This window comes from Kitasatospora sp. NPDC001225, assembly GCF_053597855.1.
Genome location: NZ_JBSFJC010000105.1, coordinates 1 through 19,028 on the forward strand (window position 1 = coordinate 1; position 19,028 = coordinate 19,028).

Annotated in this window: 18 protein-coding genes; 10 read left to right on the forward strand and 8 right to left on the reverse strand. The window is 74.7% G+C overall.

What is annotated here, in order from left to right; all coding sequences use genetic code 11:
* Positions 1-174: 174 nt before the first annotated feature.
* Positions 175-750 (forward strand): hypothetical protein, encoded by a 576-nt coding sequence (locus ACWDCZ_RS28970; protein ID WP_449817373.1) that lies wholly within the window; start codon positions 175-177, stop codon positions 748-750.
* Between the two features lie 59 nt (positions 751-809).
* On the opposite strand, the gene ACWDCZ_RS28975 is transcribed toward ACWDCZ_RS28970, so the two are convergent.
* Complete coding sequence (locus ACWDCZ_RS28975) at positions 810-2,030, reverse strand: glycosyltransferase (RefSeq protein WP_449817374.1); 1,221 nt, start codon at positions 2,028-2,030, stop codon at positions 810-812.
* Between the two features lie 210 nt (positions 2,031-2,240).
* On the opposite strand from ACWDCZ_RS28975, the gene ACWDCZ_RS28980 reads away from it, so the two are divergent.
* On the forward strand, positions 2,241-3,044 hold the full coding sequence (locus tag ACWDCZ_RS28980) for a nucleotidyltransferase family protein (RefSeq protein ID WP_074004157.1): 804 nt from the start codon (positions 2,241-2,243) through the stop codon (positions 3,042-3,044).
* Positions 3,045-3,090: 46 nt separating this feature from the next.
* On the opposite strand, the gene ACWDCZ_RS28985 is transcribed toward ACWDCZ_RS28980, so the two are convergent.
* Positions 3,091-3,597 carry a hypothetical protein gene (locus ACWDCZ_RS28985; RefSeq protein ID WP_449817375.1) on the reverse strand — a complete coding sequence of 169 codons (507 nt, stop codon included), beginning with the start codon at positions 3,595-3,597 and terminating at the stop codon, positions 3,091-3,093.
* Positions 3,598-3,794: 197 nt separating this feature from the next.
* Between ACWDCZ_RS28985 and ACWDCZ_RS28990 the strand changes: the two genes are divergently transcribed.
* From ACWDCZ_RS28990 to ACWDCZ_RS29000, 3 genes are all read left to right on the forward strand, one after another.
* Positions 3,795-4,460, forward strand: coding sequence for a DedA family protein (locus tag ACWDCZ_RS28990; protein ID WP_387966595.1), 666 nt, complete (start codon positions 3,795-3,797; stop codon positions 4,458-4,460).
* A gap of 77 nt (positions 4,461-4,537) precedes the next feature.
* Positions 4,538-5,701 (forward strand): sensor histidine kinase, encoded by a 1,164-nt coding sequence (locus tag ACWDCZ_RS28995; RefSeq protein WP_449817376.1) that lies wholly within the window; start codon positions 4,538-4,540, stop codon positions 5,699-5,701.
* Entirely contained in the window at positions 5,692-6,336 is a 645-nt protein-coding gene (locus ACWDCZ_RS29000; RefSeq protein ID WP_049654400.1) for a response regulator transcription factor, read from the forward strand. The genes ACWDCZ_RS28995 and ACWDCZ_RS29000 overlap by 10 nt, the downstream gene beginning before the upstream one ends.
* A gap of 16 nt (positions 6,337-6,352) precedes the next feature.
* On the opposite strand, the gene ACWDCZ_RS29005 is transcribed toward ACWDCZ_RS29000, so the two are convergent.
* Together ACWDCZ_RS29005 and ACWDCZ_RS29010 are read right to left on the reverse strand one after the other, a co-directional pair.
* Positions 6,353-8,179, reverse strand: coding sequence for an ABC transporter ATP-binding protein (locus tag ACWDCZ_RS29005; protein ID WP_074004154.1), 1,827 nt, complete (start codon positions 8,177-8,179; stop codon positions 6,353-6,355).
* A 234-nt stretch (positions 8,180-8,413) separates the two neighbouring features.
* Positions 8,414-8,545: a hypothetical protein gene (locus ACWDCZ_RS29010; RefSeq protein ID WP_255357445.1), complete on the reverse strand. Its 132-nt coding sequence runs from the start codon at positions 8,543-8,545 to the stop codon at positions 8,414-8,416.
* An 879-nt stretch (positions 8,546-9,424) separates the two neighbouring features.
* Between ACWDCZ_RS29010 and ACWDCZ_RS29015 the strand changes: the two genes are divergently transcribed.
* The 5 genes from ACWDCZ_RS29015 to ACWDCZ_RS29035 all read left to right on the forward strand — a co-directional run bounded on the left by ACWDCZ_RS29015 (position 9,425) and on the right by ACWDCZ_RS29035 (position 15,297).
* Positions 9,425-12,364, forward strand: a complete 2,940-nt coding sequence (locus ACWDCZ_RS29015) for a nitrate- and nitrite sensing domain-containing protein (RefSeq protein WP_449817377.1) — start codon at positions 9,425-9,427, stop codon at positions 12,362-12,364.
* Positions 12,364-12,828 carry a roadblock/LC7 domain-containing protein gene (locus ACWDCZ_RS29020; protein WP_049654463.1) on the forward strand — a complete coding sequence of 155 codons (465 nt, stop codon included), beginning with the start codon at positions 12,364-12,366 and terminating at the stop codon, positions 12,826-12,828. The genes ACWDCZ_RS29015 and ACWDCZ_RS29020 overlap by 1 nt, the downstream gene beginning before the upstream one ends.
* A gap of 5 nt (positions 12,829-12,833) precedes the next feature.
* Positions 12,834-13,421, forward strand: a complete 588-nt coding sequence (locus ACWDCZ_RS29025; protein WP_449817378.1) for a DUF742 domain-containing protein — start codon at positions 12,834-12,836, stop codon at positions 13,419-13,421.
* 2 nt (positions 13,422-13,423) lie between these two features.
* Complete coding sequence (locus ACWDCZ_RS29030; RefSeq protein WP_449817379.1) at positions 13,424-14,023, forward strand: GTP-binding protein; 600 nt, start codon at positions 13,424-13,426, stop codon at positions 14,021-14,023.
* A 140-nt stretch (positions 14,024-14,163) separates the two neighbouring features.
* The gene (locus ACWDCZ_RS29035) at positions 14,164-15,297 is read left to right on the forward strand and encodes an FAD-dependent monooxygenase (RefSeq protein WP_449817380.1); all 1,134 of its coding nucleotides are present in this window, start codon (positions 14,164-14,166) and stop codon (positions 15,295-15,297) included.
* A 12-nt stretch (positions 15,298-15,309) separates the two neighbouring features.
* Here the strand turns inward: ACWDCZ_RS29035 and ACWDCZ_RS29040 are convergent, their stop codons facing one another.
* The 4 genes from ACWDCZ_RS29040 to ACWDCZ_RS29055 form a co-directional block, all read right to left on the reverse strand.
* Positions 15,310-15,960, reverse strand: coding sequence for a DUF4328 domain-containing protein (locus tag ACWDCZ_RS29040; protein ID WP_416873167.1), 651 nt, complete (start codon positions 15,958-15,960; stop codon positions 15,310-15,312).
* A gap of 30 nt (positions 15,961-15,990) precedes the next feature.
* Positions 15,991-17,199, reverse strand: a complete 1,209-nt coding sequence (locus tag ACWDCZ_RS29045) for a transferase (protein ID WP_449817381.1) — start codon at positions 17,197-17,199, stop codon at positions 15,991-15,993.
* Positions 17,200-17,370: 171 nt separating this feature from the next.
* Entirely contained in the window at positions 17,371-18,189 is an 819-nt protein-coding gene (locus ACWDCZ_RS29050) for a serine hydrolase (RefSeq protein ID WP_049654454.1), read from the reverse strand.
* A gap of 84 nt (positions 18,190-18,273) precedes the next feature.
* Entirely contained in the window at positions 18,274-18,930 is a 657-nt protein-coding gene (locus ACWDCZ_RS29055) for a DUF1707 SHOCT-like domain-containing protein (protein ID WP_117490708.1), read from the reverse strand.
* Positions 18,931-19,028: the final 98 nt, after the last annotated feature.

Genomic DNA, 19,028 nt, shown 5'->3' on the forward strand with positions numbered 1-19,028 from the left:
AAGTGCCTGATTGATCACACCTGGGGCCCCCGGAGGCGGTTCACGACAAGGCGTCGATAGGATGCTGGCGGCCGGTGGACCGTACCCGGCCGGGCGAACACCCCCGGGCTGGGCACCCCCCTCCCGCCGAACGGGACCGCCCCGGCCTTCCGCAACCCGCTGACCCCGGTCCGGGTGCTGCTCGGCCAGGGCCTGACCCCGGACGGCAAGCAGTGGCAGCTGTGGGAGGCGCTGTGGCCGGAGGCCCCCCGGGAGCGGGCGTTCGAGCAGGCGACGGCGGTGTGGGAGGAGCGCAGCAGGTACGACTCGGAGATCTCCAAGCCGACGGAGGAGTACGTCCAGCGGTACTGGCAGCCGGACTGCGACGTCACCAACGTCTACTTCACGGTGGACGGGGTGCGGCTCAGCCATGACTCCGACGGCGCCCAGGCGGCCCCGGGCAAGGTCGACCCGCGCAACCGGACCGTCTTCGGCGGCGGCCTGGTCGGCCACCGGGGCAAGGGCGACACCGTGGCCCCGCTGGACGTGGTGCTGCTCTCGATCGGACCGGACGTCGGCCGGGTGGTGGTGACCTGGGCGGACGGCAGCACCACGGAGCCGACGCCCGTCACCGTGGCCGACTCCCCGATCCGCGAGCTGGTGGTGGCCCGCCCGGGGACGATGCGGGCGAAGTCCTGGCAGTTCTTCGACAAGGACGGCAACAAGCTCCCGGACGCCGGTGCCAAGTACCTGACCGAACCGGCCTCCTGAGCCCGGGGCAGGAGCGGGACGTCGGCCGGGCCGACCTCCCGCTCCTTTCCTGTCCCCCTTCAGCCGAGCAGCAGCTTCGCGGCGGCCGTCGCACCGTCCGTGCGGACCCGGGCCGAGAGGGCGGCGGCGCGCTCGCGGGTGGCGGGGGCGAGGGCCCGGCGCAGGGCGGCGGTGAGGGACGCGGTGGTCGGGGTCGGGCCGTCGTGGGCGGCGCCGATGCCCAACTCCGCCACCCGCGCGGCCCAGTACGGCTGGTCCACCATCTGCGGCACCAGCACCTGGGGCACCCCGGCCCGGGCGGCCGTGGTGGTGGTGCCCGCGCCGCCGTGGTGGACGACGGCGGCCACCTTCGGGAACAGCGCCTGCTGGTTGACCTCGCCGACCGCGAAGCAGTCCTCGGCCCCGTCCACCTCCGCCAGTCGGGCCCAGCCGCGGCCGAGCAGCACCCGGCGGCCCTGCGCCCGGACCGCCTCGACGGCGACCCGGGCGGCGCCCGCCGGGTCGCGCAGCGGCATGCTGCCGAAGCCGACGTACACCGGCGCCTCGCCGGCCGCCAGGAAGGCCGACAGGTCGGCGGGCAGCGGGCGTTCGTCCGGCAGGATCCACGCGCCGGTCTGCACCGCCTCGGGCCAGGCCGCGTCCGCCTCGGCGGGCCGCGGCCACGGGTCGAGCAGCGGGTCGGTGGCCAGCCACGGCCGGCCGGTGAGGACGTGGTCCCGGACGTTGTCGGCCTCGGGCAGTCCGACCGCCGCCCGGCGGGAGTTGACCGCGTCGCCGAACAGCGCGTTCATCGTCCCGATGTTGAGCTCCCACAGCTCCCGGGGGTCGGTCGCCTCCGGCGGGTAGGGCAGCATCGGGTACTCGAACGGCCGGTGGTGCGGGGAGGGCAGCACGGTCGGCTGGAGGGCCACGTACACGAAGCGGGCGCCCAGTTGCTCGGCCGCCGCCTGTGCGCCGGCCGCCGCCGGGAACAGCCCGGTGGCCAGCACCGCGCCGCCCGGCTCGGCCGCCCCGAGCACCGCCGCGTGGAACTGCTCGACCAGCCGGGCGGCGCGCGCGGGCAGCTCCCCGGGCTTCGGCGGCGGCCCGCTGACCAGCGCGCGCACCGACTGCCCGACCGGCACCGGCTCGACTCCGGCCTCGGCCAGCCGCGCCGAGAACTCCTCGTCCGGCGGCGCGCAGACCCGCACCTCGGCGCCGAGTTCCCTCAGCCGCACCGCCAGCGCGGCCATCGGCTCGACGTCCCCGCGCGACCCGTACGTCGACAACACCACTCGCACTTCGTGACTCCCCGTTTCGCGGATCTGCTTCCGTGCTTCGCGGACCGGCGTCCTCGAAGCGGTGATTCTGCGTCACCACCGGGGCCTTGCGGCAAGGCCCCCCGTGCGCTGTACGTTGAGAGTGGCGAGGAGTGGGTACGCCTCCGCGGACGCCACCACCGCATCCGAAATTCCCGGGCGGACACCGCTTCTCCTGCCAGAATCTCCTTCATGCGCGCGATCATCGAGGACATGGCCGGTCAACTCGCCCGTGTGCCGGGCGTGGTGGGAGTGATGCTCGGCGGGAGCCGGGCACGGGGCGAGGAGCGGCCGGAGTCGGACTGGGACCTCGGGGTGTACTACCGGGGCGGCCCCGACCTCGACGCGCTGCGGGCGCTCGCCGGGCCGGAGACCGAGGTGGCCGGCCCGGGCGGCTGGGGCCCGTGGGTCAACGGCGGGGCGTGGCTGCGGGTCGACGGCGTCGCCGTGGACTGGATCCTGCGGGACCTCGACCGGGTCGGACGGGTGTGGGCGGACTGCCGCGCGGGCCGCTACGAGGTGGGGACGCAGGCCGGCCACCCGCTCGGCTTCTGGTCGCCCTGCTACCCGGGCGAGGTCGCCCTCGGGCAGCCGTTGGCCGACCCCACCGGGGAGTTGACGCGGCTCAAGCGGCAGACCGCCGACTACCCGGAACCGCTGCGCGGGGCCCTCACCGCGGCCACCTGGGAGGCCGGCTTCCTGCTCGACACCGCCGCGAAGAGCGCCGTCCGCGCCGACGCCCTGCACGTCTCGCTCTGCCTGTCGCACGCCGTCGGCATCCTGGTCCAGGCCCTGTTCGCCCACCACCGCCGCTGGTGCCTGAACGAGAAGGGCGCGCTGGCCGTAGCCGGTCGACTGCCGGACGCCCCACCGTACTTCGGCCGGCGCGCGCACGGCCTGCTCGCCGAGCCCGGCGGGTCGGCGGCGGAGCTGACGGCCACCGTCGCCCGGGCGCGGGAGCTGACCAGGGAGACCGTGGCCGCACTGAACCGCTGAGCCGCCGAAACAGCTGATCGCCAACCGCCCGGCGGGCGAGGCGCGTTCAGCCCCGGTGCCAGGAGGCGGCGTTCCGGTGGTCGGGCGCCGACGCCACCTCGACGGCCGCCGCCCTCATCTCCCGCTCCCAGTCCCGCGTCACCTCGACCGGCCACGTGTCGACGCAGCCCGGGCAGCAGACCTGGTCGACCAGCTCCGCGAGCCGCCGCTCCGCCCCGGTCGTGCGCTCGTCGATCCGGGACCAGAGCATGGCGACGGCCTCAACCGGCGTGATCTCCCCGGACACCAGCCGGGCCGCGGTGTGGTGCAGGAGGCTGCGCTGGACGAAGCCGTCGTCCGGCACCGGCAGGCCCAGCTCCGCCATCGCCTGCCACAGCAGCTCCGTCAGCTCGACCGGGGGCTCGCCCCGGCCCGGCCGCCCCGCGAGGTCGCAGAGCGCGGGCGAGTCCCCGCCGATGCCCGCCGCCAGCAGCCCGGCGGCGGCCATCGGCAGGTCCTCGGGGAAGACCAGTCCGGCGGAATGCTGCCAGGCCAGGGTGAATGCGTCGTCCATGGCGCCATCCTGACAAAGCGGCCACGCCAGCCGCCACCGGATTCTCCGCCCCTGCGGAAAACCACAGGGTGCGGCGGTACGGAAAACCACAGGGCGTTCGCCGGAAACCCGCATACCGGCGCTGACCTGCGGTTCCTAGCGTGGAGGGCAGAGCCGGGCGCACCAGGCGCCGGCACCGCGACCACCCTGGAGCCCGCATGCCGCACACCGTCCTCGCCATCGCCCAGCAGCCCGCCGACGGCTTCGCCGGCTGGGCGGCCGACCTGGTCGACACCCTGGGCGGCCCCGGGGCCGGCCTGGCGATCGCGCTGGAGAACCTGTTCCCGCCGCTGCCCAGCGAGGTGATCCTGCCGTTGACGGGCTTCGCCGCCGGGCAGGGCGTGATCAGCCTCGCCTCGGCGCTGACCTGGACGACCCTCGGCTCGGTCGCCGGGGCCGTCGTCCTCTACTGGCTGGGCGCCCTGTTCGGCCGGGAGCGGATGCACGCGATCTGGGCCCGGCTGCCGCTGGTCAAGGCCTCCGACCTGGAGCGCACCGAGGCCTGGTTCGCCCGGCACGGGACGAAGGCGGTGCTGCTGGGCCGGATGGTGCCGATCTTCCGCAGCCTGATCTCCGTTCCGGCCGGGGTCGAGCGGATGCCGCTGCCCGCGTTCGTCATGCTGACCACGATCGGCAGCCTGGTGTGGAACAGCGTGCTGGTGATGGCCGGGTTCCTCCTCGGGGACCGCTGGGACACGGTGGAGACGTACGTCGGCCTGTTCTCCAAGGCGGTCCTGGTGGTGGTCGCCGCGGCCGTGGCCGGGTACGTCGTGATGCGCTGGCGCGGGCGCAACAGCGCCGCCCAGCACCGCCGCGCGCGGTGACCGGCCCGGCCGGACCCACCGGCCCCGAAGGCCCCACCGCCCCCGCAGGCCCGGCCCGCCCCGTAAGCTCGGACCCCGTGCAGGGGGATGCAGCGGACGCCACGTCATGGCCGCGCCGGGCCACCGGAGTTCTGCTCGGCTGCCCGAGCGCCGCGCTCGCCGCGCTGTACCTCCTCCTCGCGGCCGTCGTCCTCGGCCCGTTCCTGCTCTGGCCGCGCACCCGCCCGTACGCGGTGCCGGGCCTGCTGTCCGGGGTGCGCCGGCTGGCCGCCCTGGAGCGGGCCCGGCGCAGCGCCTTCTTCGGCGACCGCTTCCCCCGCCACTACCGGGCGGACGACCGCCGGGTACTGCGCTACCTGGCGGTGCGCAGCGGCGGCGGGCTGGTCGCCGGGGTGGTGCTGGGGCTGCTGGGCTTCGGGCTGGCGCTGGCCGTCCTGCTGGTCGGCGGGGTGCTGCGCGGCTCGCTGGGCTGGGAGGAGCTGGCGACCCAGGTGCTGCTCGGCGGGGTGCTGCTCTTCCTGGCCGTGCAGGGCCTGTTCTCGCTGGCCGCGCTGGACGCCCGGACCGCCCGGGAGTGCTTCGGGCCGTCCGAGGCCGAGCTGCTGCGCCGCCGGATCACCGAACTCGCCGACAGCCGGGCCGCGGTGGTGCAGGCGGTGGACGCCGAGCGGCGGCGGATCGAGCGGGATCTGCACGACGGCGTGCAGCAGCGGGTGGTCGCGCTGGCGATGCTGGTCGGCCGGGCTCGGCGCGGCCTGGACCGCCGCCAGGACCCGGAGCGGACGGAGGCGCTGCTGCGCCAGGCGCACCGGGAGGCGCAGGGGGTGCTGACCGAGCTGCGCGAGGTGGCCTGGCGGGCGTACCCGTCGGCGCTGGACACCCTGGGCCTGGAGGAGGCGCTGGGCGGGGTGGCCGAGCGGTGCGCCGTCCCGTTGCGGCTCCGCTACGAGGTGGCCGGCCCGCTGCCCGAACCCGTCCGGACCGCCGCCTACTTCGTGGTGTCGGAGTGCGTCACCAACGCGGCCAAGCACTCCGCCGCCTCGGCGGTCTCGGCCCTGGTCGAGCGGACCGCCGGCGTGCTCACCGTACGGGTCGAGGACGACGGCACCGGCGGCGCGGACCCGGCGGGCAGCGGCCTGACCGGCCTGCGCGGGCGGGTCGCCGCGCTGGACGGTACCCTCCACGTCCACAGCCCCGCCGGGGGCCCGACCGTCATCACCGCGGAGCTGCCATGCGCGTGACCCTCGCCGAGGACTCGACCCTGCTGCGGGAGGGCCTGGTCCGGCTGCTCGCCGAGGAGGGGCACGAGGTGCTGGCCGCGGTCGGCGACGCGGCGGCGCTGACGGCGGCGGTGGCGGAACGGCCGCCGGACGTCGTGGTGGTGGACATCCGGATGCCGCCGACCCACACCGACGAGGGGCTGCGGGCGGCGGTGGAGATCCGCGAGCGCTGGCCGGAGGTGGGCGTGCTGGTGCTCTCCCAGCACATCGAACGCGGGTACGCGGCCCGGCTGTTGGACGCGGGCGCGGAGCGGGTCGGCTACCTGCTGAAGGACCGGGTGGCGGAGGTCGACGAGTTCCTGGACGCCCTGGTGCGGGTCGCGGCGGGCGGCGCGGTGATCGACCCGGAGGTGGTGCGCCAACTGGTGGTGCGCACCACCCGCACCGACCCGCTGGCCCGGCTCACCCCGCGTGAGCGCAGCGTCCTGGAGGCACTCGCCCAGGGCTGGACCAACGCCGCCATCGCGCAGCGGCTGCACGTCTCGATGAGCGCGGTGGAGAAGAACCTCAACGCCGTCTTCGACAAGCTGGACCTGCCCCGCACCACCGACTACAACCGCCGCATCCTGGCCGTCCTGCACTACCTCGGCGCGTAGCCGCCGCGCCGTCGGCTCAGGGCTTCCGCGGCTCCCGGCCGCGCAACGCGTCGACCGGGCTGGCGTCCGGGCGGCTGTCCGGACCGGCGGCCGGCCCGGCGGTGCCCGGCGGCCGGAGGGTGAGGACGCGGTCGGCGAGGGGCAGCAGCGCCCGGTCGTGGGTGATCAGGACGGTGGTGCGCCCGGTCATCAGGCGGCGCAGCGCGGGGACGAACTGCTCGACGGTGTGCGGGTCCAGCCCGGTGGTGGGTTCGTCCAGGACCAGCACGGGGGTGTCCCGCAGGAAGGCGCGGGCGATGGCGACGCGCTGGCTCTGGCCGCCGGAGAGCTGGAAGCCGTCGGCGCCGATCACCGTGCGGTAGCCGTCCGGCAGCGCGGTGACGAAGTCGTGGGCGCCGGCGTTGCGGGCGGCGCGTTCGATGGCGGCGGGCGGGGCGTCGGGGCGGCCGTAGGCGATGTTGTCGGCGATGGTCGCGCGGAACAGCGGGGCCTGCTGGGGCAGCAGGGTGACGGCCTGGCGCAGCGAGACGAGGGTGAGGTCGCGCAGGTCCTGGCCGTCGAGGCGGACGGTGCCGGCCTGCGGGTCGAGGAAGCGGACGAGGAGCTTGGCGAGGGTGGACTTGCCGCTGCCGCTGGGCCCGACGAGGGCCAGGGTCTCGCCAGGGAGCAGGTCGAGGTCCAGGTCGGTGAGGACGGGCGGCCCGGGGGTCCCGGTGGCGCCGGGGTAGCCGGCCCGGACGCCCTGGAGGGTGACCCGGCCCTGGACCGGGCCGGTGTCGCGGGCGGTGGGGCGTTCGCGCACCGGGCTGGTGAGGTCGTGCAGTTCCAGCACGCGTTCGCCCGAGGCGCAGGCCGTGCCGGCCAGCGGGACGAGGGCGGCGAGCTGCTGAGCGGGCTCGAACAGCTGGGCCATGAAGGCGGCGAAGGCGAGCAGGCCGCCCAGGCTGAGCTGCCCGTGGATGACCTCCAGCGCGCCGACGCCCACCACCGTGAGCCCGGCCAGCAGTTGCAGCACGCCGAGGAAGGGCTGGTAGAGGTCGGCGACCCGGGCGGCGGAGAGTTCGGCGTCGAGCAGGGCCTTGCCCTCCCGGTGGACCCGTTCGACCTCGCGGCTCTCCTGGCCGCAGGTCCGGGTGACGGTGGCGTTGCGCAGGGACTCCTCCAGCAGCGCGGTGACGCCGCCCGCGCGGCGCTGGACCTGCCGTTCCCGGCGCCGGATGCGGCGCCCGAACAGACTGGTGGAGAGGACGAACAGCGGGGCGGCCAGCAGCGCGGCCACGGTGAGCGGCCAGCTCAGGTAGAAGGCGGCTCCGGTGAACAGCAGCAGGCTGACCGCGGCCACGGCGCCCTCGACCAGTCCGGTGGCCACCATCTGCTCGATCTCGGCGATGTCGAAGGTGAGCCGTGCCACCAGGTCGCCGCGCCAGCGGGTCTCCAGAGTGTCGGGCGGCAGGGTGTGCAGGTGGGCGAGGGTGTCGGTGCGCAGCCGCAGCATGTAGCGCTCGGCGGTCCTGGTGCTGGTGTAGGTGCCGCCGTAGGTGAACAGCGCGGCGGCCACGGACGCGCCGAGCATGAGGGCGGCGAGCAGCCAGAAGTCGGCGAAGTGCCGGGGCACCAGGACGTCGTCGATCAGGTCCTTGAACAGCCAGACGGAGACGACCTCGCCGAAGGCGCCGAGGACGAGCAGGACCGCGCTCACCGGGAGCCAGCGCACGTCGGGGCGCACCCACGGCCAGAACCGGCGCATCAGCTCCCGCAGCGGGACGACGGGCGGGTCCGTCACCGGCCCCGGGTCGTCGTCGTCCCGCGCCGCCCGGTCGCCCGGGGGCGTCACTTCGCGCATGGCCACGACCCGTTGCTCTCGGAGACGTCGTTCCGGTGTCCGGAAACGACCTTTCGGGGTCCGGATCCGCCGTTTCCGAGGTGGGGACCCGTCATCCGGGGCCCCGTCGTCCGGGCCCCGTCGTCCGGGACGCGTCACCCTCCGCGTGGCGGCGGTGCCGGCCCCAGGGTGAGGGGCCGGCGGTGGTACCGCCGGCCCCTGTGATGGCGCTAGTCGGGACTGTTGTGCGCAGTCCTAGCCGAAATCACCGTCACCACATGCCGAAACGGCGACGGTGGTTTCCACGACGGTTGCGGCCACGATCACGATCACGCCCACGACCACGGTCACGGTCACGGCCGTAACCACCGCCTCTGTCTCCTCCACGGCCGAAGTAACTCATCACGGCTTCTCTCTCTCGTTGCGTCGGCGCTCCTGGCGCCCGCCGAGACCTGCACCGGCGGCGCGGTCCCGGGGACCTGGAGGCCGTTGCCCGTGGTCGGACCGTTCCGGCGGCCTGTCGGCGACGCCCGGTCCGATCCGTCCCACTCCTCCAGTATCCGCCCACCGAGCGTGTTCGCAGCTCCAGAGCCGTACGGACTTCGCGACGACCGGCCGCCACCGTGGAGAGTGTCCCGCCCGTCACGTTCGGCGACTCCCGGTACGTCATCGGAACGGCGGCTCCCACGGAGGGCGTCCGCGGCCGTGTGCCGGGTAGGCTGACCGTGGTACGCGAGTCCTCAGAGAACCTGACAAATGGGTCCGATGGCCGCCCTCCACGCCCTCCCCCTCGCCGGACGGGCCGCCACGCGGCCGGAGGGGCGGATCCGGGCCGGGCGATGGCCCGGCGGGCGTGCCGAGCGGGTCCCGGCGGGGCGTCACACAGTTTTCACACCCCGGCCATCCGTCGGCCGCGCGTCTCGTTGACACTGTGTCGGGCGAGTCCGGAAGGGCCTGCTCCGCATACGGACGGTCAACGAATGAATGACATTGTGTCCGCTCCGTGTGCAAGCACAGCCCAGGCAGCGAACGGGTTTTCACTCTAATCACACGGTATGACTAGTATCGCTTCGTCAAAAAACCGTGCCCGGACGGCCCGCCCCTCACCGGCCGGCCGCCAGCCCCAAGGAGTCAGCTCTGCGCGCGCGTGCGAATCGGCGGCCCCCGACGCCGAAGGGCCCCCGCAGGCGTCCACGCCTGTCCCTGCGGACGGCGCTGCTCGTCCTGGCCGTCGTCCCCAGCATCGCCCTGGTCGCCCTCTGGGCCGTGACCAGCGGTGAGACGGTCTTCGACTTCCAGCGGCAGGGCGCTCAGGCCCTGCTCGCCCAGAAGGCCGGACAACCGTCCAACATCGTCTACTACAACCTCCAGGAGGAGCGCCGGCTCAGCGCCGAGGCGCTCGCCCGGCCCGGCTCCAACGCCGACCAGCTGCGCCGCCAGCGGCAGCTGACCGACGACGCCGTGCGGCAGTTCCAGACCCTCTCCGGGGAGACCGCCGACAACGCGCCCGAAGAGGTGCGCACCGCCGTCGCCGAGGCACGCCAGGCGATGGGCAAGCTGGTCGAGCAGCGCGCCGGCGTCGACCGCGGCTCCGTCGACCAGCAGACGGTCTACACGTACTACACCGACCTGATCGCGGTGGACCTGCGGCTGTTCACCGCGCTCAGCCGCGTCGACACCGGCGAGGTCACCTGGATCTCCAAGACCCTCGTCAACGCCTTCTGGGCCAAGGAGATGCTGGCCCGGGAGGACGCCATCCTGGCCCGCGGCTGGCCCAGCGGCCGGCTGAGCACCGCCGACTACCAGGCCGTCCAGCAGGCCATCGGCGCCCAGGACCACCTGCTCAACGTCCAGGTGCTGCCGTACATCCCGGACACCGAGGTCCAGGGCTGGCACGACCTGATGAACGGCCCGGCCTGGCAGGCCAAGGCCGCCGTCGAGCAGCAGCTGACCAGGCCCACCGCCGCCGACGCCAACGGCACCGTCAGACTGCCGGCCGCCCAGGACCAGTGGCGCCAGGCCCTCGACCAGCTCAACCCGCCGCTGGTCAAGGCGATCGAGGCCCGTACCAGCGCCATCGTCGAGGTCGGCAAGGGCGCCATCATGGGCCTGCTGACCCGCGTGGTGCTGACCGCCGTCGTCGGCCTGATCACCGTCGTCGCGGTGATCATCGTCTCCTGGCGGCTCAGCCGCTCGCTGCGCCGCCGCATCAAGGACCTGCACACCCAGGCCGAGGAGATGCAGCGCACCCTGCCAGAGGTGGTCGACCGCCTCGGCCGCGGCGAGCAGGTGGACGTGGAGGCCGAGACCCGCACCATCACGGACGGCCCGCACGGCAACGGCACCGACGAGCTGGCCCGGCTCGGCCAGGCGCTCAACCTGGCCCGCTCCGCCGCACTGGAGTCCGCCGTCGGCCAGGCCGAGCAGCACCGCGGCTTCGAGCGGCTGCTCCAGCGCATCGCCCGCCGCACCCAGCTGCTGATCGGCCGCCAGCTGCGCAAGCTGGACGAGCTGGAGCGCAAGCACGACGACCCGGAGGTCCTGGAGGGCCTCTTCGACCTCGACCACCTCACCGCCCGCCTGCGCCGCTACGAGGAGAACCTCGTCATCATGGCCGGCGGCCAGCCGCAGCGGCGCTGGCGCAAGCCCGTCCCGCTGCTGGACGTGCTGCGCGCCGCGCAGGGCGAGGTGCAGGACTACCGGCGGATCTCGATCGACATCGAGGGCGACCCCTGGCTCTCCGAGCGGGCCGTCGGCCCGGTGGCGCACGTGCTCGCCGAGCTGATGGAGAACGCCACCACCTTCTCCAAGCCGCCCACGCCGGTCGAGGTGCGCGCCGCCGTGGTCGGCCGCGGGCTCGCGATCGAGATCGAGGACCGGGGCCTCGGCATGGACCCGGAGCAGTACGACGCGGCCAACGAGCTGATGAGCCGCCCGCCGCGCACCGACGTGCTGGCCCGGGCCGACGACATCCGCCTCGGCTTCCACGTGGTCTCCCGGCTGGCCGCCCTGCACGGGCTGCGGATCGAGTTCCGCCCGTCCGCCTTCGGCGGCACCCGGGCGGTCGTGCTCGTCCCCGACGAGCTGGTCCTGGAGGGCGACACCGGGCTGCCGGACGGCGCCGGCGGCACGGCCACCGAGCCGATCCCGCTGGTGCGCCGCTCGCGCCGGGCCGTCCGCTCGGCCTCCGACGAGACGCCCGTCCCGGTGCCGGCCGGTCCGCCGGTCGCGCCGGTGGACTCCTTCACGCAGGGCGACCACGCCCCGCACGGGGCCCCGGTGCCGCTGCCCCCGGCGGAGGCCGGGACGTGGCCGGCACCGGACGCGGGACCGGCGGCGGGATGGGGCGCGGCACCGGAGGCCACGCTCCAGGAGGTCCCGCTGCCCGCGGCCCCGTTCCAGCCGGCGGTCGTCCAGCCGCTGCCGTCGGACCCGGACGCCCCGGCCGCCCCGGCCGTCCTCCCGGCGGCTCCGTTCGAGGCGGAGTGGCCCGAGCAGCCGTACCAGGCCGGGCAGCCGTTCCAGGCCGGGCAGGCGTACCCGGCGGAGCAGCCGTACCCGTCCGGGCAGCCCTTCGGATCGGAGCCGTCGTACGACGCTGAACCGTCCACCGGCCCCGTGCCGTCGTACGGAGTGGAGCAGCCCGCCACGGCTGCCCGGCCCGACCACCAGCCGGAGCAGCCGATCGAGCACACCTCCCCGGCCGACCCGGCGCCCGCCCAGGACGCCCCGGCCTACCCGGACATCGCCTACGCCCGGGTCACCGAGGCCGAGGCCCCGTACGCCGACGAGCAGTACCGCCCGGCCGACCACTACCGGCTGGCCGAGCGGCGCCAGCCCCGCGAGTACCGGACCTCGGTGCCGTTCAGCCCGGCCCAGGCCGGCCAGCCCCCGCTGCCGCAGCGCGTCCGGCAGGCCAGCCTGGCGGCCGAGCTGCGGGTGCCCCCGCCGGCCCAGCCGCAGTGGGTCGAGCGGCCCGCCGGGGACACCCCGCCCGCGGGACCGTTCCAGCGCACCGAGCGCCCGGTACGGCGCTCGGGTGCGGCGATCGGCGCCTTCCAGCGGCAGTCCCGCGCCGCCCGGGCCCAGGACAGCGGCGAGCACCGCCTGCCCGCCACCCCGCCGGAGCCCTCCCCCGCACCCGCGCCCGCCCCCTGGGCCCTTCCGGCCGCGGACCCCCGAACCACACGAACGGATGAGCAGTGATGAACCGCACGATCGCCACCCACCAGGACCTGGACTGGCTGCTGGACGGACTCGTCGACTCGGTGCCCGGGACCAGGAACGCCGTCCTGCTCTCCGACGACGGCCTCGTGGTCAGCCACTCCCGCACCATCGAGCGGGCCGACGCCGAGCGCCTGGCCGCCGTCGCCACCGGCCAGCAGAGCCTGGCCCGCGGGGTCGGGGCGCTGTTCGACGGCGGCCCGGTGCACCAGGTGATCGTCGAGCTCGCCGAGTGCTGGCTGTTCGTCATCGCCGCCGCCCAGGGCACCCACCTGGCCGTGGTCGCCTCCCAGGAGGTGGACGCCGAGGTGATGTCCGTCGCGATGCACACCCTGGTGCAGCAGGTCGGCCAGAAGCTCACCACCCCGGTCCGTCACGAGGAGGCCCCCGGCGCCCCCGCCGCCCCGGCCTCCTTCGACGCCTTCGCCGCCCGGAACCGGGGCTGACCAGGGTGGAACCGTACGGGAACGACGCCTGGGGGGACGGCCGCGACGACGGCCGGCAGGCCGACCCGCGACCCGGTCCGGCCTCCGGTTCGCAGCCCGGCCCGCAGCCCGGCTCTCCGTCCGGCCCGGCCTCGGGCCGGCAGTCCGACTGGGACGACTCCTGGCGGCGCGGCACCGTGCCGCACTGGAGCGAGCTGGAGGACGACGCGGAGGAGGAGACGGGCAGCATGGTGCGCCCGTACACGATCACCCGCGGCCGGACCGCGCCCGAGCGCGACGACCTCACCCTCATCACCGTGCTCACCACGGTCGAGGAGGAGGCCGACGCCGCCCTGGCACGGGGCAGCCGCGCCGGTGCCCGCGGCCTCCAGCCCGAGCACCGGCTGATCCTCGAACGCTGCCGGCGCCCGATCGCCGTCGCCGAGGTGTCGGCGGGCCTGGACCTCCCGGTCTCGGTCACCAAGATCCTGCTGGGCGACCTGGTCGCCCAGGGCCTGCTGAAGGCCCGGGCGCCGCTGTCGGTGGCCCGGGCCGCCGGCGGCGTGGACCTCGGCCTGCTCACGGCCGTACGCGAAGGACTCCGGAGACTCTGAACATGGCAACCCCCCACTCCGCCACCGACGCCCCCGCCGCCCCGGCCGCCCCGGCCGCCGTCAAGATCCTGATCGCGGGCGGCTTCGGCGTGGGCAAGACCACCCTGGTCGGCTCGGTCAGCGAGGTCGCCCCGCTGCGCACCGAGGAGTACCTGACCCGGGCCAGCGTCGGCGTCGACGACCTGGCCGGCGTCGACCAGAAGACCACCACCACCGTCGCCCTCGACTTCGGCCGGATCACGGTCAGCCCCGAGCTGGTCGTCTACCTGTTCGGCACGCCCGGCCAGGAGCGCTTCTGGTTCATGTGGAACGACCTGGTCAACGGCGCCCTCGGCGGGATCGTCATCGCCGACACCCGCCGGCTGGAGACCAGCTTCGCCTCCATCGACTTCTTCGAGAGCCGGGGCATCCCGTTCGTGGTCGCGATCAACTGCTTCCACAACACCAACACCCGCACCCCCGACGAGATCCGGGCCGCGCTCGACCTCGACCCGCAGGTGCCGATGCTGCTCGGGGACGTGCGCGAGCGCGCCTTCGGACGGGACCTGCTGCTCGCCCTGGTCGACCACCTGATGGAGCTCGCCGCCGCACCCGTCGGCTGAACCGGCCCCGGCCGGACCGACATCCCGGCCGACCCTTCCCCTCGACCGCCGTGCCCGCTCGGCCGGACCGGCTCCGGCCGGGCCCCGCACCGCCCCCGCACCCCCGCACCTCCTGTGAACTTCCTTTCGGAGCCCCCCTCATGAACAGACCCCTGCGCGTCCTCGTCAACGGCGGCGGCATCGGCGGCCTCACCCTCGCGACCGCCCTCGCCGAGCGCGGCCATCAGGTCGACGTCGCCGAGCTGCGCGAGCAGTTGGAGGCCCTCGGCGTCGGCATCATCCAGCCGTCCAACGCCCTGCACGTGATGCGCGAGATCGGCGTCCTGAACGACTGCCTCGCCGCCGGCTTCGAGTGGGAGGTGCTGACCATCTGCGACCCGGCCGGCGCCACCCTCGCGAAGATCCCGCAGCCCCGGATGGGCGACGCCCCCTCCAACAACGGCATCCCGCGCCCCGCGCTGGCCCGCGTCCTCGCCGACGCCGCCGTCAAGGCGGGCGCCACCCTCCGCTTCGGCACCACCATCGGCACCCTGCGCGAGGACGCCCACGGCATCGAGGCCGCCCTCACCGACGGGCAGGTCGGCCGCTACGACCTGGTCGTCGGCTTCGACGGCATCGGCTCGCCGCTGCGCCGCCACCTGTACGGCGAGAAGTACGCCCCCGAGTACACCGGCTTCGCCAACTGGCGTGTGACCGTCCCGCGTTCGCCCGAGGTGCGGGGCGTGGTGATGTCCTCCGGCAACCTGAACGCGAAGGCGCTGCTCACCCCGATCAGCGCGGAGCAGATGTACCTGGGCTCGGTCTTCGCCGAAGCCGAGGACTTCCGCCCCGACCCGGAACGCGCCCACGAGCAGCTGCGCGAGCGGCTGGCCGGCTTCGGCGGCCCGATCGCCGAGGCGCTGGCGCAGATCACCGACCCGGCCGCCGTGGTCTACTCGCGGATCTCCCAGGTCACCGTCGAGGAGCCCTGGCACGTCGGCCGGATCGTCCTGGCCGGCGACGCCGCCCACGCCTCCACCCCGCACCTCGCCCAGGGCGCCGCGATGGCCGTCGAGGACGCGCTCGTGCTCGCCCAGAGCCTGGACGCGGAGGACACCGTCCCGGCCGCCCTCGCCGCCTGGGAGGCCCGCCGCCGCCCGCGCGCCATGTGGGTCCAGGCCCTGTCCCGGGCCGTCCTCAAGCAGGAGACGGGCACCGCGACCACGCCGGAGGAGGACGAGCTGCTCAAGGTCGGCATCCCCGGCGCGGCGCACGTCCTCGTGCAGCCGTACTGACGGCCGGCGGATTCAGCGGCGCGCTTCGGCGCGCCGCTGGGTCTGCCAGGTACTGACGCGGTGGATGACATGGAGGATGATCGCTCCGGCGACCACGTCGAGCACCGCGCTGGTGGTGGACAGGGTCACGAGCCGGCGCAGGTCGTCGACCGTGTCGAACTCGTCCTTGAGCAGGTTCACGTACCCGTTGCCCACGTAGGTTCCGACCAGCAGCGCTCCCCACCACACGGCGAGCCGCGCCCGGGGAGCCGGCCGCCCGGGCGCACTCGCCTTCCAGACGTCCGAGACGACCTGGTACGGCACCCAGAGGTTCGCCACCGGGGTGATCCAGCCCGCGAGCACCCAGGCCCGCGCCCGGCGCTGGCTGCCCGGGCCGCCCAGCGCCTCGGCGTTGAGCCGGGCCCGCCACATCCACACGGCGAACACCGCGTAGACCGGGACGAGCAACAGGAACCACCGCGGCCCCCTGACGGAGTCCCAGAAGTCGGCGGCCGCCGTGAACTCCGCCTCCGTCGCCCTGCCCGCGAAGGCGTCCTGGACGACCAGGTAGACGCGCCAGTCGGCCGCGGCGAGCAGTATGTCCCCCGCCACCATCGCGAGGATCAGCAGCGACGCCGCGGCACCCCATCCGACCACGGCCCTGTGCTGCTTCGACCTGTCCACGCTTCCCCCTCTTCCTGTCGGGTCACCGATTCACCACAGACCGGCCAGCTGCAGCACCCGGTAGCCGAGCCAGCCCGGCAGGGTCAGCGCGACGGCCAACCCCACGCCCGTCAAGTCCGCCTTCCTCGTCGCGAGTTGGGCCCGCCAGGTCATCGTCCGCCGGGGCCGCCACCCGGTGGCCGCCAGGGCCGTCCGGATGGCGTGGGCCAGGTGCACCGTGGGCGTCTGCGGCGTGGAGAGGCCCACCCGCTCCATCCACGCCCACGGTCCCTTGCGTTCCACCACCGGGAACACCCGGGGCGTCCAGTGGCCGTCGAAGGCGATCACGGCGCCGATCCAGTGCTCACCCGTGACCGCCTCCCTCGGCAGCACCGGGGTGGGCAGGCCCTCGTTCAACTGGTCGGCCAGCTCGGACAGTCCGCGCGGGGCCAGCAGGACGAGCTTCCCCGGCGGCTGGGTGGCCCGCGCCTCGCCGATCTCCCAGCGCAGCCCCTCGCCCTTCCCCAGGCGCAGGACGATCAGCTGGGACAGGTCCATCAGCCGCCGCACGGTGCCCTGCCAGTCGTCGAGCGGCAGGTAGAACCGGGCCGCGCCCAGGAGGGGCAGGGGTTCCCCCGGCCGCCCCACCGCGATCACCGGTCCGACGGCACCCAGCGCGGCGGCGAACTGCTCCTCCCGGCTGTGGAGGTTGATCTCCGCCCCGTCGTCCACCCGGGCGGCGGTCGCGTCGTCGTCGAAGCTGCGCAGGTAGAGCACCGGCCTGCGCCCGTCCCGCAACAGGGCCTGGGCCGCCCCGCGGGCGGCGAGCGGGCGGGTGCGGCGCAGGATCAGCAGTCCCGCCGCCCCGGCCGCCACTCCGCCGACCAGCACCCCGAACGACACCGTCAGGCCCATGCCCTCGCCCCGCTCCGAGACGGCGACGGCAGCGGTGCCGCCCCCGAACAGCAGGTACCCGGCGCCGTTGGCGATCCGGACGGCCCGCCGCCACCGTGGCTGTCGCGCGCCGAAGCGGTCGACGAGCCCGACGAGTTCGGCGACCCCGGACCGGCGCCGGTGCCGCAGCCACAGGGCGGGCCCGAGCAAAGCCAGGGCGATCGCCCCGCACCAGAGGGCACCGGCCCTGCTGGCCTCGACATCCACCCCCGTGCCGACGTTGACCAGCAGGTGCAGCGCGACGTAGGCCGCGGCGACGGCGGTCGCCGTGACCCACCGGGCGAGTATGCGTAGACGGGACGACACTTCAGCCCACCCCCGACCGCTTGAGCAGGACGCCTCAATCGGATACCGCAACCGACCGATCATCATGCGCGCACGATCGGTTACGGTTTGGCGCCGAACACCAGAACGGGGGCGGTCCGCAGCCCGACGGGGAGCGCGGCGAACCCACCGGCCGCGCGGGGCCGGTACGGATCAGCCCGCCGAGCGGAGCGGCGCAGGACCGGCCGAGGGCACCGGACGGGCCACCGGCGCCGGGCGGCTGATCTGGTCCCGGCGGTCCCACACCGCCTTGGAGACGCGGGCGAGCAGGCGGGCCGCCGGGTCGGTGCGGTCCGTGCCGTCGGCGAGCGGGCCGGTGTAGCAGACGGCGATCAGGTAGGGCGGGCAGTCGGCCGGCTGGACGAGGCCGACGCCGAGCCGGGCGCCTGGGACCCAGCCGTTCTTGAAGGCGATCCGGGTGTTGGAGGGGAGGCCGGCGGCCAGGTCCACCCGGAACTCGTTGCACTCGAGGAGGGCGAGGAGTTCGGGCTCCCCGGCGAGCGAGCGCAGCAGCCGGACCAGGTCGCGGGCCGTCACCCGGTTGTGCACGCCCTGGGCGCGCGCCGCGTAGTCCTCGATCCCGCGCGGGGTGGAGCTGTGGGTGGCACCGGCGCGGCGCCACACCTCGGTGACGGCCTGCTGGGTGGTGCGGGCCAGGCAGATGTTGGTGGCCAGGTTGGAGGAGTGGGTGATCATCCGCTCGGCGAGCAGCCGGAGCGGCACGTGGGTGCCGACCAGTTCCCAGGGCAGCGGATCGCTGTCCCAGTCCGGGTCGTTGCCGAACTCGCCGCCCACGACGGACTCGAAGCGGTTCACCACCGGCACCTCGGCGTCGAGGTTCGCCCCGCCGCGGCAGAGCGCGGCGAGCACCGCGACCTTCATCGTGCTGGCGGCGTCGTGAAGTTCGTCCGGATTGTGGACGAACACCGGCTCCGCTTTTCCCGCCCAGGGGGCGACCACCACAGAGAGCATGGAGGAAGGGTAGGGGAGGTCGGGGCCGGAGCTCGACGGTTGCGGCGTACGACACGAAACCGCCTCCGCCGCCATGACGGACCGTCAGTCGCCGGGCGGCAGGGCCAGGGGCTTCCTGAGCAGCCACTGTCCGGCCGTCCTCCGGGGCCGGCGCACGACCACGCGGCCGTGGCGCTTCCTGCCGACCAGTTCGATCCGCAGCGTGACCGGCGCACCGTGGTCCGGCGCCCGGCGGTTCCTGATCCGGCTGAACTCCAGGGCCAGGCCGTCGGCGTCGACCACGATGCCCGGCCCGGTGATCAGGGTCAGGGTCTTGCCCTCCATGTCCAGGTCGATCTGCAGGGTGTCCTGCGTGATCACCGCCTCGGTGAAGTCGAGCGTCACGTCGCACCACTCCACGAAGAGCTCCAGGCGGCGCGGCACCACCCAGCGCCCCTCCCGCCTGACCCGGCTCCACCGCTGGTCGATCGTCAGGACGTCCTTGACCTCCGCCACCACCCCGCCGGGGGCGAGCGAGACGGGCGGCAGGTCGGTGGTGAGTCCGGCCAGGTCGCCGATCGTCCGCGCGGACAGGGCGGCCTCCAGGCGCTCGTCCAGCTCCTCCGAGGTCAGCCGGCCGTCGCCCGCCGCGATGCGCAGCAGCTCGGCCACCCGGTCCCGGTCGGCGTGGGAGGCCCGCATCGCGGACTCCTGGCCGCGGGCGGCCTGCTTCCCTGCGGCGGGCACGATCTCTCCCGGCATACTTCCCGTCCTGAACTCGGCGATGGTCTTCGCGCGTTGGGGTCAGCGGCGCGGACAGGAACTCACGATATATCGCGATAGGGTTTCCCGCCAGACCG